At 71.8% G+C, this 12,430-nt stretch carries 11 protein-coding genes; 10 read left to right on the forward strand and 1 reads right to left on the reverse strand.

The genetic code is table 11. The features are described 5' to 3' along the window. Nucleotides 1-29: 29 nt before the first annotated feature. The 10 genes from gatC (at nucleotide 30) to L3078_RS32040 (ending at nucleotide 11,164) form a co-directional block, all read left to right on the forward strand. Nucleotides 30-326: an Asp-tRNA(Asn)/Glu-tRNA(Gln) amidotransferase subunit GatC gene (gatC, locus tag L3078_RS31995; RefSeq protein WP_005480000.1), complete on the forward strand. Its 297-nt coding sequence runs from the start codon at nucleotides 30-32 to the stop codon at nucleotides 324-326. Nucleotides 327-333: 7 nt separating this feature from the next. Continuing rightward, nucleotides 334-1,830 (forward strand): Asp-tRNA(Asn)/Glu-tRNA(Gln) amidotransferase subunit GatA, encoded by a 1,497-nt coding sequence (gene gatA, locus L3078_RS32000; RefSeq protein WP_239757414.1) that lies wholly within the window; start codon nucleotides 334-336, stop codon nucleotides 1,828-1,830. Beyond that, complete coding sequence (locus L3078_RS32005; protein WP_239757415.1) at nucleotides 1,827-2,069, forward strand: hypothetical protein; 243 nt, start codon at nucleotides 1,827-1,829, stop codon at nucleotides 2,067-2,069. The genes gatA and L3078_RS32005 overlap by 4 nt, the downstream gene beginning before the upstream one ends. Nucleotides 2,070-2,085: 16 nt before the next feature. Next, nucleotides 2,086-3,600, forward strand: a complete 1,515-nt coding sequence (gatB, locus tag L3078_RS32010) for an Asp-tRNA(Asn)/Glu-tRNA(Gln) amidotransferase subunit GatB (protein WP_239757416.1) — start codon at nucleotides 2,086-2,088, stop codon at nucleotides 3,598-3,600. A 223-nt stretch (nucleotides 3,601-3,823) separates the two neighbouring features. After that, entirely contained in the window at nucleotides 3,824-6,076 is a 2,253-nt protein-coding gene (locus L3078_RS32015) for an MMPL family transporter (RefSeq protein WP_239757417.1), read from the forward strand. Then, nucleotides 6,054-6,629, forward strand: a complete 576-nt coding sequence (locus L3078_RS32020; RefSeq protein ID WP_239757418.1) for a GNAT family N-acetyltransferase — start codon at nucleotides 6,054-6,056, stop codon at nucleotides 6,627-6,629. Before L3078_RS32015 ends, L3078_RS32020 begins: the two co-directional genes overlap by 23 nt. Before the next feature lie 35 nt (nucleotides 6,630-6,664). Further along, complete coding sequence (locus L3078_RS32025) at nucleotides 6,665-7,261, forward strand: hypothetical protein (RefSeq protein ID WP_239757419.1); 597 nt, start codon at nucleotides 6,665-6,667, stop codon at nucleotides 7,259-7,261. A gap of 205 nt (nucleotides 7,262-7,466) precedes the next feature. Further along, a complete protein-coding gene (locus tag L3078_RS32030; protein WP_239757420.1) occupies nucleotides 7,467-7,682 on the forward strand; it encodes a hypothetical protein in 216 nt (71 codons plus the stop codon). 110 nt (nucleotides 7,683-7,792) lie between these two features. Beyond that, nucleotides 7,793-10,879 (forward strand): helix-turn-helix transcriptional regulator, encoded by a 3,087-nt coding sequence (locus L3078_RS32035; protein ID WP_239757421.1) that lies wholly within the window; start codon nucleotides 7,793-7,795, stop codon nucleotides 10,877-10,879. Nucleotides 10,880-10,960: 81 nt separating this feature from the next. Further along, nucleotides 10,961-11,164 (forward strand): DUF6191 domain-containing protein, encoded by a 204-nt coding sequence (locus tag L3078_RS32040; protein WP_239757422.1) that lies wholly within the window; start codon nucleotides 10,961-10,963, stop codon nucleotides 11,162-11,164. 8 nt (nucleotides 11,165-11,172) lie between these two features. On the opposite strand, the gene L3078_RS32045 is transcribed toward L3078_RS32040, so the two are convergent. Next, nucleotides 11,173-12,339: a PQQ-dependent sugar dehydrogenase gene (locus L3078_RS32045; protein ID WP_239757423.1), complete on the reverse strand. Its 1,167-nt coding sequence runs from the start codon at nucleotides 12,337-12,339 to the stop codon at nucleotides 11,173-11,175. Nucleotides 12,340-12,430 lie beyond the last annotated feature (91 nt).

The following is a 12,430-nucleotide window of genomic DNA, read 5'->3' on the forward strand; positions in this document are numbered from 1 at the left end:
CACACACACTCACCCCAGAGGATCGCTGCATGCCTGGCATCACGCGCGAGGAGGTCGCCCACCTCGCCCGGCTGGCGCGTCTGGAGCTGAAGCCCGAAGAACTCGAACACTTCGCGGGCCAGCTGGACGACATCATCGGCGCGGTCGCCCGCGTCAGCGAGGTCGCCGACCAAGATGTACCGCCGACCTCGCACCCGCTGCCGCTGACGAACGTCATGCGCGCGGACGAGGTCCGTCCGTCGCTCACCCCCGAGCAGGCGCTTTCCGCCGCCCCGGCCCAGGAGCAGCAGCGTTTCAAGGTGCCGCAGATCCTGGGGGAGGACTGATCACGTCATGACCGACAGCATCATCAAGCTCACCGCGGCGGAGATCGCCGCGAAGATCGCCTCCGGCGAACTCACCGCAGTGCAGGTCACCGAGGCCCACCTCGCCCGGATCGAGGCCGTCGACGAGAAGGTGCACGCCTTCCTGCACGTCGACCGCGAGGGCGCCCTCGCTCAGGCCCGCGCCGTCGACGAGAAGAAGGCCCGGGGCGAGAAGCTCGGCCCGCTCGCCGGTGTCCCGCTCGCGCTCAAGGACATCTTCACCACGGTCGGCATTCCCACCACCGTCGGGTCGAAGATCCTGGAGGGCTGGATCCCGCCGTACGACGCCACGCTCACCAAGCGGCTCAAGGACGCGGACGTCGTCATCCTCGGCAAGACCAACATGGACGAGTTCGCCATGGGGTCCTCCACCGAGAACAGCGCCTACGGGCCCACCGGCAACCCGTGGGACCTCACCCGCATCCCGGGCGGCTCCGGCGGCGGTTCCTCCGCCTCGCTCGCCTCCTACCAGGCGCCCCTCGCCATCGGCACCGACACCGGCGGCTCGATCCGTCAGCCGGCCGCCGTCACCGGCACGGTCGGCGTCAAGCCGACGTACGGCGCGGTCTCCCGCTACGGCATGGTCGCGTTCTCCTCCTCCCTCGACCAGGGCGGGCCCTGCGCCCGTACGGTCCTGGACGCGGCGCTGCTGCACGAGGTGATCGCCGGGCACGACCCGCTCGACTCCACCTCCATCGACGCCCCGGTCCCGCCGGTCGTCGAGGCCGCCCGCAACGGCAGCGTCGCCGGGATGCGCGTCGGTGTCGTCAAGCAGTTCCGCGGCGAGGGCTACCAGGCCGGTGTGGTCCAGCGGTTCGACGAGTCGGTCGAGCTGCTGAAGGAGCTGGGCGCCGAGATCGTCGAGCTGGACTGCCCGTCGTTCGACCTGGCGCTGGCCGCGTACTACCTGATCGCGCCGAGCGAGTGTTCGAGCAACCTCGCCCGCTTCGACGGCCTGCGCTACGGCCTGCGGACCGGCGACGACGGCACGAACTCGGCCGAGGCCGTCACCTCCCTCACCCGTGAGGCGGGCTTCGGCCCCGAGGTGAAGCGCCGCATCATGCTCGGCACGTACGCGCTCAGCTCCGGCTACTACGACGCGTACTACGGCAGCGCCCAGAAGGTCCGTACGCTCATCACGCGGGACTTCGAGAAGTCGTTCGAGAAGGTCGACGTCATCGTCTCGCCGACCACGCCCACCACCGCCTTCCCGATCGGCGAGCGCGCCGACGACCCGATGGCGATGTACCTGGCGGACCTCTGCACCATCCCGACCAACCTCGCGGGCAACGCCGCGATGTCCCTGCCCTGCGGCCTCGCGCCGGAGGACGGGCTGCCGGTCGGACTGCAGATCATCGCCCCGGCGCTCAAGGACGACCGTCTTTACAAGGTCGGCGCCGCCGTCGAGGCCGCCTTCGTGGAAAAGTGGGGACACCCGCTTCTCGAGGAGGCTCCGTCGCTGTGAGCAACGCACTGTCCAAGGCCAAGGACTTCCAGAAGTCCAAGTCCGGTACGTACGTGTCCATCGCCACCACCGCGTTCGGCGCGTGGGGCATCGCCAAGCGGATCAAGAAGGCCCGCGCCGATCAGGACACGCTGCGGCTGATCGACGCGTCCGTGGCCGCCGTCGGCATCGTCACCGGCCTCGCCATCCTGTACCGCGAACTGAAGCGGCTGGGCGACGACGACGTCCTGCTGGGCTGAGAGGGAAGTTTCCACCGTGACCACCACGACCGACCTGGTGTCGTACGAGGACGCGCTGGCGTCGTACGACCCCGTCATGGGCCTCGAGGTCCACGTCGAACTCGGCACCAAGACCAAGATGTTCTGCGGCTGTTCGACCGAACTCGGTCAGGACGCCAACACGCAGACCTGCCCCACCTGCCTCGGCCTGCCCGGCGCGCTCCCGGTCGTCAACGCGATCGGCGTCGAGTCGGCGATCAAGATCGGTCTCGCGCTGAACTGCGAGATCGCCGAGTGGTGCCGCTTCGCCCGGAAGAACTACTTCTATCCGGACATGCCGAAGAACTTCCAGACCTCCCAGTACGACGAGCCGATCGCCTTCAACGGCTACCTCGACGTCCAGCTGGAGGACGGCGAGACCTTCCGCGTGGAGATCGAGCGCGCCCACATGGAGGAGGACACCGGCAAGTCGACGCACGTCGGTGGCGCGACGGGCCGTATCCACGGCGCCTCGCACTCGCTGCTCGACTACAACCGCGCGGGCATCCCGCTCATCGAGATCGTCACCAAGCCGATCGAGGGCGCGGGCGAGCGGGCTCCCGAGGTCGCCAAGGCGTACGTCCGTGAGCTGCGCGAGGTCATCAAGGCGCTCGGTGTCTCCGAGGCCCGGATGGAGATGGGCCAGATGCGCTGCGACGTGAACCTGTCGCTGCGCCCGCACGGCACCGAGAAGTTCGGTACGCGTTCGGAGACGAAGAACGTCAACTCGCTGCGGTCCGTCGAGCGGGCCGCCCGCTTCGAGATCCAGCGGCACGCGGCCGTGCTGAGCGGCGGCGGGACGATCATCCAGGAGACCCGGCACTTCCACGAGGACACGGGGTCCACGACCTCGGGCCGTGTGAAGGAGGAGGCCGAGGACTACCGGTACTTCCCCGAGCCGGACCTCGTGCCGGTGGCCCCCTCGCGCGAGTGGGTCGAGGAGCTGCGGGCCGCGCTGCCCGAGCTGCCGCTGGTCCGCCGCAACCGGCTCCTCGCGGAGTGGGGCATCTCCGGCACCGAGATGCAGGCGATCCTCAACGCCGGGGCGCTGGACCTCATCGTCGCCACCATCGAGGCCGGGGCGGACGCCGCCTCCGCCCGCAAGTGGTGGATGGGCGAGCTGGCCCGCAGCGCCAACGAGTCGGGCAAGGCGCTGGACGAGCTGGCCATCACGCCGGAGCAGGTCGCGCGGGTCACCGAGCTGGTCTCGAAGGGCGACCTGAACGACAAGCTCGCCCGTCAGGTCATCGAGGGCGTCCTCGCGGGCGAAGGCACCCCGGACGAGGTCGTCGACAAGCGCGGTCTGAAGGTCGTCTCCGACGAGGGCGCCCTGACCACGGCGGTCGAGGAGGCCATCGCGGGCAACCCGGCCATCGCGGACAAGATCCGCGGCGGCAAGGTGGCCGCGGCCGGTGCCCTGGTCGGCGCGGTCATGAAGGCCACCCGCGGCCAGGCGGACGCGGCCCGCGTCAAGGAGCTGATCCTGGAGAAGCTGGGCGTCGGCGAGGGCTGAACGGCCGGCGGTTCCGTCGCGTATCCCTGAGGGCGGCGCATCCCTGCGATGTGCCGCCCTCAGGCGTGCGTCCGGTCGTGAGGCAGGGTGACAGAGTGCCGCCGTCTGTCCTGTGAGGTGCCTCCCATCCCGTGTGAGGAGACCCTCAAAGGGGCCAAACGATCACATTGTGGTGCGAGAGTTGCGGGAATCCCTCACGCCTCCCCCCTCAGGAGCACGACCCGTGGCAGCCCTCGCGCGCTGGTGTGTCCGGCACCGTCTTGTCGCCGTCCTTCTGTGGCTTCTCGCCTTCGCCGGCACGGCCGCCGGCGCCGCCGTCGCGGGAGCCGCGTACTCGAACGACTACAAGACCCCCGGAACCGAGTCCAGCCGCGCCACCGACCTGCTGAACGCGGGCTTCCCGGGCGTCAGCGGCGACAGCGCCACCGTCGTCTGGCACACGAGCGACGGGACGGCCGGCGACGGGACCGCGGGTGTGCGGGCCGCCGCCGTCGAGCAGACCATGACGAAGACGCTCGACGAGATCGCCGACCTGCCGGGCGTCGCCGCCGTGACCGACCCCTACGACGGCGCCGACGGCGGCCGGATCAGCGAGGACGGCCGTACGGCGTACGCCACCGTCACCTTCGACAAGCCCGCCGAGGACGTGGACAAGGCGCAGGCCGAGGCCGTCGTCGACACGGCGAAGGCCGCCGAGGGCGACGGGCTCCAGGTGGAGCTGGGCGGCACCTCGATCGGCCTCACCGAGACCTCCGGCGGGCACCTCGCGGAGATCGTCGGCGTGCTCGTCGCCGCCGTCGTCCTCTTCCTCGCCTTCGGCTCGCTCGCCGCCTCGCTGCTGCCGATCGCCACCGCGCTCGTCAGCGTGGGCACAGCCTACGCGGGGATCACCCTGCTCGGGCACGCCATGACGGTCGCCGACTTCGCGCCCATGCTGGGCACCCTCATCGGCCTCGGCGTCGGCATCGACTACGCGCTGTTCATCGTGACCCGGCACCGCCGGGGGCTGAAACGGGGCCTGTCCGTGGAGGAGGCCGCGCGGAGCGCCGTCGCGACCACCGGACGGGCCGTGGTCTTCGCCGGCGCCACGGTCTGCATAGCCCTGCTGGGCATGCTGATCCTGCGGCTCGGCTTCCTCAACGGCGTCGCGATCGCCGCCTCCCTCACCGTGGTCCTCACCGTCGCCGCGTCCGTGACGCTGCTGCCGGCCCTGCTGTCGTTCATCGGCATGCGGGCGCTGAGCCGCCGCGAGCGCCGCCGCCTCGCCGAACACGGCCCCGAGCCCGAGTTGCCCACCGGCTTCGCCGCCCGCTGGTCCGCCTTCGTCGAGCGGCACCCGAAGAAGCTCGGCGCGCTCGCCCTCGTCGTCATGACCCTGCTCGCCCTGCCCACCCTCGGACTGCGCCTCGGCACCTCCGACCAGGGCAACGACCCGAGGACGACCACCACCCGCCAGGCCTACGACCTCCTCGCCGAGGGCTTCGGGCCCGGGATGAACGGCCCCCTCACCCTGGTCACCGAGGTCGACGGCGCCGCCGACAAGCTCGCCCTCGACAACCTCGACAGCACGCTCCGGGCCACCGAGGGCGTCTCGGCGGTGACCCCGGTGACGTACAACACCGGCGGCGACACCGCGTACCTCACCGTCGTCCCCGACTCCTCCCCGCAGTCCGCGCGGACCAGCGAGCTGGTCGAACGGCTGCGCGACGAGGTACTGCCGCGTGCCGAGACCGGCACCTCGCTGGATCTGCACGTCGGCGGGGTGACCGCCGGATACGACGACTTCGCGGACGTCATCGTGGGCAAGCTCCCGCTGTTCGTCGGCGTCGTCATCGGCCTCGGCTGTCTGCTGCTCCTGCTCGCCTTCCGGTCCGTCGGGATACCGCTCAAGGCCGCCGCGATGAACGTCGCCGCCGTCGCCGCCGCGTTCGGCGTGGTCGTCGCGATCTTCCAGTGGGGCTGGGGGAGCGAGCTGCTGGGCCTCGGCCGGGCCGGGCCGATCGAACCCTTCCTCCCCGTGATCATGGTCTCGGTCCTCTTCGGGCTCTCCATGGACTACCAGGTCTTCCTGGTCAGCCGGATGTACGAGGAGTGGCTGGAGACCGGCGACAACCGGCGCGCGGTCCGCGTCGGCCTCGCCGAGACCAGCCGGGTGATCAACTCCGCGGCCGTCATCATGATCTCCGTCTTCCTCGCCTTCGTGCTCAGCGGCGACCGCGTCATCGCCATGTTCGGCATCGCGCTCGCCGCCGCCGTCGCCCTGGACGCCTTCGTCCTGCGCACGCTCCTCGTCCCCGCCCTCATGCACATGCTCGGCGGCGCCAACTGGTGGCTCCCCCGCTGGCTGGACCGGCGCATGCCCCGCATCAGCATCGAACCGCCCGAGACCCGCGCCGCCCATGAGAGGCTCGCGGACGTCGTGGTGGACGATCTGGAGAAGGAGCGGCCGAAGGATGTACGCGATATCCCTGGGTGACGACGGAGCCGAACTGCGGCCCCTGGACCCCTGGCACGCCGAGGAGTTCCTCACCCACCTGGAACGGGGACGGGACTTCATCAACCAGTACGTCCCCTTCGGCCAGAGCGCCACCGACGTCGACGGCGCCCGCGCCGTCCTCCAGCGGTACGCCGACATGCGCGCCGCCGACACCGGCTCCCTGCACGGCATCTGGCTCGACGGCACACTCGTCGGCGGGGTCCTCTTCCTCAACTTCGACGCGGAGAACGCCAACTGCGAGGTCGGCTGCTGGCTGGAGCCCGCCGGCACCGGGCGAGGGCTCGTCACCCGCGCCATGCGGATCCTCATCGACTGGGCCGTCGACGTCCGCGCCGTCCACCGGGTCGAGTGGATCGCGGCCTCCGGCAACAAGCCGAGCCTCGCTGTGGCACGACGGCTCGGCATGGTCAGGGACGGTGTGCAGCGCGAGAGATATCCCCACCGGGGTGTCCGGCACGACTTGGAGATATGGTCCGTCCTGGCGCCCGAATGGCGTGCGGCACGCGCCCGCAGCGCCCACAAGGATCGTTAAGAAACCTCTCAGACAACATTCGTACGGTGCGAGGTATGGGAACCAAGACAGTGGACGAGACCGGGGCCGACACGGGCGCCGAGGCCAGGAACGACGACGAGGCGGTGAACATCACCAAGGAGGACGCGGCGAAGGAGGATGCCGCGACGGAAGCCGAGGGCCAGACCCCGGCCGACGACTCCGAGGAGGCCGCGGAGTTCGACGAGGAGTTCCCGCCGGCCACCGCGAAGGCGACGCCGGGCGTCGGCCAGGGTGCCGCCGGCATCGTGTCCGTGGTGCTGGGCCTCGTCTCGCTGACCGGGGGCTGGGTCGGCAGCGTCGCCTCCGCGCGTGAGGAGATCACCGGGCAGCTGGAGATGCAGGCCGCGACGAACGCGACCGTCTCCACCCAGCTCCAGGCCGTCTACGGCGACGCCTGGCAGGCCTCCGCCCTGTGGGGCGGCCTCTTCGCTCTCGTCGGCCTGATCGTCGGTGTGGCCGTGCTGGTGCGGCCCGCGTTCGGCGACCCCGACCAGGTGCAGACGCCGTGGATCAAGTCGGTGGCCTGGGCCGGTGTCTCCGTCGGCTTCATCGGGCTGGTGCTGGCCGCCCTGAAGTACTCCGACCTCATCCTGGCACTGCCGAAGACCTGACCCGGACGCACACCCGCCCGGACAGGGCGGACCGAGCGGCTTCTGAGGGGCCTTAGGCCCGTCGTAGGCATCCCTACGGCGGTCCTAAGGCCCCTCCCGCCTTTCAAGATGCGGAACTCTCCCGATGTGGCGCACCCCCCTCACGGACGAAAGTCGAGGCATCGCAGCAAGCGAGCCGAGACCGACTCTTCACGAGGGGTACGAGATGTTCGAGTACGAGCTCCAGCAGATCCGTTCCGCCGAGCTGATCCGCGAGGCCGAGCACTACCGCCAGGTACGCGAGGCCCGCCGCGCCCGCCGCGCGGCCGCACACGACTCCACGACCGCCACGAGGTCCGCCACGGGGGAGGGGGAACAGGACGCGGAGGGGAGCGTGCCGAGCCACCGCCCGCGCCGGCTCCGCTTCCCACGCGCCGCGTGACGGGGACCGCCGGCCGCGCCGGCACGGGACCCCTCCCCGGGGCGGACGGTCGCCGTCCGGCCGCCCGGGGGCCCCGGATAATCGGTGCCGAAGTATCCGCGGGCCGTGCGATGCTCGGCGATGTGGAGACCAGGTCCGTCAGTCCGGTGTTCGTGGGTCGTGTCGACGAACTGAACGTGTTGCGCGAGGCGTTGGCCCGCGCCGACGGCGGCGCCACAGGCGCGGCGGGGAACGGGGGAGACGGGGGCGGCGGCCCGCAGGCGCTGCTGCTCGGCGGCGAGGCAGGGGTCGGAAAGACCCGCCTCGTCGAGGAGTTCACCGGCGAGGCCGCGCGCGGGGGCGCGGTCGTCGCCGTCGGTGGCTGTGTCGAGATCGGTGCCGACGGCCTGCCCTACGCACCCTTCTCCACCGCCCTGCGTGCCCTGCGCCGCCGACTGCCCGACGAACTCGCCGCCGCGGCCGCCGGACAGGAACAGGAACTGGCCCGGCTGCTGCCCGAGTTGGGCGAGGCCCCGCGCGCCCGGCACGACGAGGAGGGCACCGCCCGCCTCTTCGAACTCACCGCCCGCCTGCTGGAACGCCTCGCCGCCGACCGCACGGTCGTCCTCGTCCTGGAGGACCTGCACTGGGCCGACGCCTCCACCCGCCACCTCCTGTCCTACCTCCTGCGCACGCTGCGCACCGGCCGCCTCGTCGTCCTCGCCACCTACCGCTCCGACGACATCCACCGCCGCCACCCCCTGCGCCCCCTCCTCGCCGAACTCGACCGCCTCCGCACGGTCCGCCGCGTCGAACTGCCCCGCTTCAACCGCGCCGAGGTCGGCCACCAACTCGCCGGCATCCTCGCCACCGAACCCGAACCGGAGCGCGTCGACGAGATCTTCGACCGCTCCGACGGCAACGCCTTCTTCGTCGAGGAACTCGCCGCCGCCGCTCACGACGGCGGCTGCCCCGGCCTCACCGACTCCCTGCGCGACCTGCTCCTCGTCCGCGTCGAACGGCTCCCCGAGGACGCCCAGCGGATCGCCCGCATCGTCGCCGAGGGCGGCTCCACCGTGGAGTACGCCCTGCTCGCCGCAGTGGCCGGGCTCCCCGAGGACGACCTCATCGAAGCCCTGCGGGCCGCCGTCGGCGCCAACCTCCTGCTCGCCGCCCCCGGCGGCGACGGCTACCGCTTCCGGCACTCCCTGGTCCGCGAGGCCGTCAGCGACGACCTGCTGCCCGGCGAACGCTCCCGCCTCAACCGCCGCTACGCCGAGGCCCTGGAGGCCGACCCCGCCCTCGTCCCCACCGACGGCCGCGCCACCCGCCTGGCCAGCTACTGGTACCACGCCCACGACGCCGCCAAGGCCCTGCCCGCCGTCCTCGACGCCTCCGCCGAGGCCCGCTCCCGGCACGCCCACGCCGAACAACTCCGCCTCCTGGAACGGGCGATGGAGCTGTGGGACGCCGCCCCCGAGGCCGTGCGCGCCGCGCTGCGCCCCGTCGACTACACCGAGGTCTTCCCGCCCTGCGGCTGCGACCCGGCCACCACCCCGCTGCGCTACCTCGACCTCATGGCCGAGGCCGCCGTCGCCGGACGACTCTGCGGAGAGCGGGAGCGAGCCATGCGGATCACCCGGCGCGCACTGGACCTGCTCGCGGACGGGGGCGACCCGCTGCGCACCGCCTGGTTCTGGGTCCAGCGCTCCATGCTCACCGAGGGCCTCGCCCGGGGCGACGGCTGGAAGGAACTCGCCACCGCCCAGGACCTCGTACGCGGCCTTCCCCCCTCCGAGGTGCACGCCGAAGTGCTCTCCCGGGTGGCCGGCTGGTCCATGCTCCACGCCCCCGGCCCCGACGCGCTCTCCGACGCCCAGCGCGCCGTCGACTACGCACGTATGGTCGGCGCCGAGGACATCGAACTCAACGCCCGCCTCACCCTCGGCGGCCTGATGGTCGACGCCGGCGACGTCGAGACGGGCATCGCCGTGATGGAGGACGTCCGCCGCCGCTCCCTCGAACGCGGCCCCGCCGCCGTCGTGGGCCGCTCCTATGTCAACCTCCCGTCCTGCCTGGAGGGCATCGGACGCTCCCAGGACGCCGTGCGCCTGCTGAAGGAAGGCATCGACGTCACCCGACGCCGGGGCCTGCTGGAGTCCGAGGCCTGGGTGTGGGGCAACCTCGCCGAGTCCCTGCTCTCCCTGGGCCGCTGGGACGAGGCCCTGGAAGCGGTGAAAATGGCCCAGAACGTCGTCTCCAGCCAGAAACCCCGAGGCCTCAGCACCCTCATCCAAGCCTCCATCGCCCTCGCCCGCGGCGACATCGCCGAGGCCCGCGGTCACCTCGCCGCCGCCCGCGGCCACTACGGCCACCACAACCCCACGCCCCAGAACGATCTGCCCCTCTCCAGTCTCGCCCTCGGCATCGCCGCCGCCGAGGAGCGCCTCACGGACGCCCGCGCGGAACTGGCCCGCGTCCTCGACACCGGCTTCGCCGTCGGAACCCAGCGCTACGCCTGGCCCCTCCTCCTCGCCTCCGCCACCGCCGAGGCCGACGCCCGCGCACTCCCGGCCGCCGAGCCCGGCCGCGCCGAGAGCCTCGACCGGATCTTCACCGTGGCCAAGAAGCTCACCACCGGCTCACCGATCTGGCTCGCCCACGAACGCTGGGTCCGCGCCGAACTCCAACGCGCCGAGGGGACCGTGGCCCCGGACATCTGGTCCGACGTCGTCACCGCCTTCGAGCCCCTGGACCGGCCCTACGACCTGGCCCGCGTCCGCCACCGCCTCGCCGAGGCGCTGCTGGCCGACGGCACAGGCGACGAGGTCCGCGACCGGGCGACGGAACTGCTGCGGCTGGCCGCCGCCGTCGCCGACCACCTCGGCGCCCGCCCCCTCGCCGACGAGGTCGCCCTCCTCGCCCGCCGAGCCCGCCTCACCCTGAGCCGCGCCCCCGAGCCGGCGCTCACACCCGCCGATCCCGTGGCCGCGCTCGGCCTCACCGACCGCGAGGACGACGTCCTCCGCCTGGTCGCCGCCGGCCGCACCAACCGCCAGATAGCCGAGGAACTCTTCATCTCCCCCAAGACGGCGAGCGTCCACGTCTCCAACATCCTCGCCAAGCTCGGCGTCTCCAGCCGCGGCGAGGCGGCGGCGGTGGCCCACCGGGTGGGACTGGCCCCGACAGGGGCCGGAGACCGGCTCGCAGCGGGATGATGGAAGGGAGGACCACCGAGGCTCCGCCGTTCGACCGGGACCGCCCGCCCGCCGCCTCGTGGCCCTGGGGGAGGGAGCACAGTGTTCAACGCCTTCGAGGAACTGTTCGCACCTGCCCGCAAGCACACCCGTGACGAGGAGAACCGGCTGGCACTGACCCGTGAGGACGTCGGGGACAACGATCCAGGACGCGGACCGATAGACCTCGCGTCCGGGAAGGTCGTCATACGCCCGCCCGAGCCCGTGGAGAAGGAGGCCGAGTCGGCCACGACGGCCGAGGAGTAGGCGGAGGCCTACGTCACCTCCAGCTCGAGGATCTTGTCGTCGCCGTTCTCCGGGGAGCCCCGTCCGTCCGTCTCGCTGGTCACCAGCCAGAGTTTGTCGCCACCGGCGGAGACCACGGTGCGGAGGCGGCCGTAGTCGCCCTCCAGGAAGGGCTGGGGGTCGGCGGCGGTCTTCGTGCCGTCGAGGGGGACGCGCCACAGACGCTGGCCGCGCAGGCCTGCCATCCACACCGAGCCCTCCGCGATGGCGATGCCGCTCGGGGAGGCCTCCTCCGTGCTCCACACGGCCACCGGGTCGACATAGCCGGACTCGCCGCCCTCGCCCTCGACCTCCGGCCACCCGTAGTTCCCGCCGGGGCGGATGTGGTTCAGCTCGTCCCAGGTGTTCTGACCGAACTCCGAGGCGAACAGGCGCTGTTCGGAGTCCCAGGCGAGGCCCTGGACGTTGCGGTGGCCGTACGAGTAGACGACGGAGTCGTCGAAGGGGTTGCCGGGGGCCGGCTGCCCCTCCGGGGTCATACGGAGGATCTTGCCGCCGAGGGACTTCTTGTCCTGGGCCAGGGGGCCCTCGTACCGCTCGCCCGTGCTCGCGTACAGCATCCGGTCGGGGCCGAAGGCGAGCCGGCCGCCGTTGTGGTTGGTGCCCTTGGGGATGCCCCGGAGGATGGTGTCGGGGGCGCCGAGCTGTTCGCCGGCCGGCTTCTCGGGGTCGTAGAGCATCCGCACGATCCGGTTGTCGGACTCCGAGGTGAAGTACGCGTAGATCATGTGGTCGGAGGCGTAGTCCGGGGAGACGGCGATGCCCATGAGGCCGCCCTCGCCCGCCGGGGCGACGCCGGGGACCTCGCCCAGCTCGGTCCGCTTGCCGGTCTTCTCGTCGATCCTGCTGATCGTGGCCTCGTCACGGGAGGAGACGAGGAGGCCGCCCTCGGGGAGGGGCGCGAGGCCCCAGGGGGAATCGAGATCTTCGGCGACGGTGCGGACCACCTTCACCGAGCCCTTCGCGGGAGGTGTCTCGTCCGCCGCCTTGCCGGGCGGGGACGAACCGGCACTGCTGCTGCTCGGGGGTGAGCTGCCTGCCGCGTCCGTCTTCTCCCCGTCGTCGGAGGAGCAGCCGGTCGTCACCAGGAGCAGGGCTGCGGCCAACGCGGCCGTCACCACTCGACGTTGCACCATCACGATCCCTTCGGCGTGGAACTTCTACTTGTCTTACACCGCGAGTGCCCCACAAGTTCCACCTCCGCCCGAACCAGCGGATCTTTCGCCG

This window comes from Streptomyces deccanensis (genome assembly GCF_022385335.1).
GTDB classification, from domain to species: domain Bacteria; phylum Actinomycetota; class Actinomycetes; order Streptomycetales; family Streptomycetaceae; genus Streptomyces; species Streptomyces deccanensis.

What these genes read in the sequence shown, in the direction of transcription:
- gatC (WP_005480000.1), top strand. Translation starts at nt 30, where the DNA reads ATGCCTGGCATCACGCGCGAGGAGGTCGCCCACCTCGCCCGGCTGGCG.
- gatA (WP_239757414.1), top strand. Translation starts at nt 334, where the DNA reads ATGACCGACAGCATCATCAAGCTCACCGCGGCGGAGATCGCCGCGAAG.
- L3078_RS32020 (WP_239757418.1), top strand. Translation starts at nt 6,054, where the DNA reads ATGTACGCGATATCCCTGGGTGACGACGGAGCCGAACTGCGGCCCCTG.
- L3078_RS32025 (WP_239757419.1), top strand. Translation starts at nt 6,665, where the DNA reads ATGGGAACCAAGACAGTGGACGAGACCGGGGCCGACACGGGCGCCGAG.
- L3078_RS32030 (WP_239757420.1), top strand. Translation starts at nt 7,467, where the DNA reads ATGTTCGAGTACGAGCTCCAGCAGATCCGTTCCGCCGAGCTGATCCGC.
- L3078_RS32035 (WP_239757421.1), top strand. Translation starts at nt 7,793, where the DNA reads ATGCTCGGCGATGTGGAGACCAGGTCCGTCAGTCCGGTGTTCGTGGGT.
- L3078_RS32045 (WP_239757423.1), bottom strand. Translation starts at nt 12,339, where the DNA reads ATGGTGCAACGTCGAGTGGTGACGGCCGCGTTGGCCGCAGCCCTGCTC.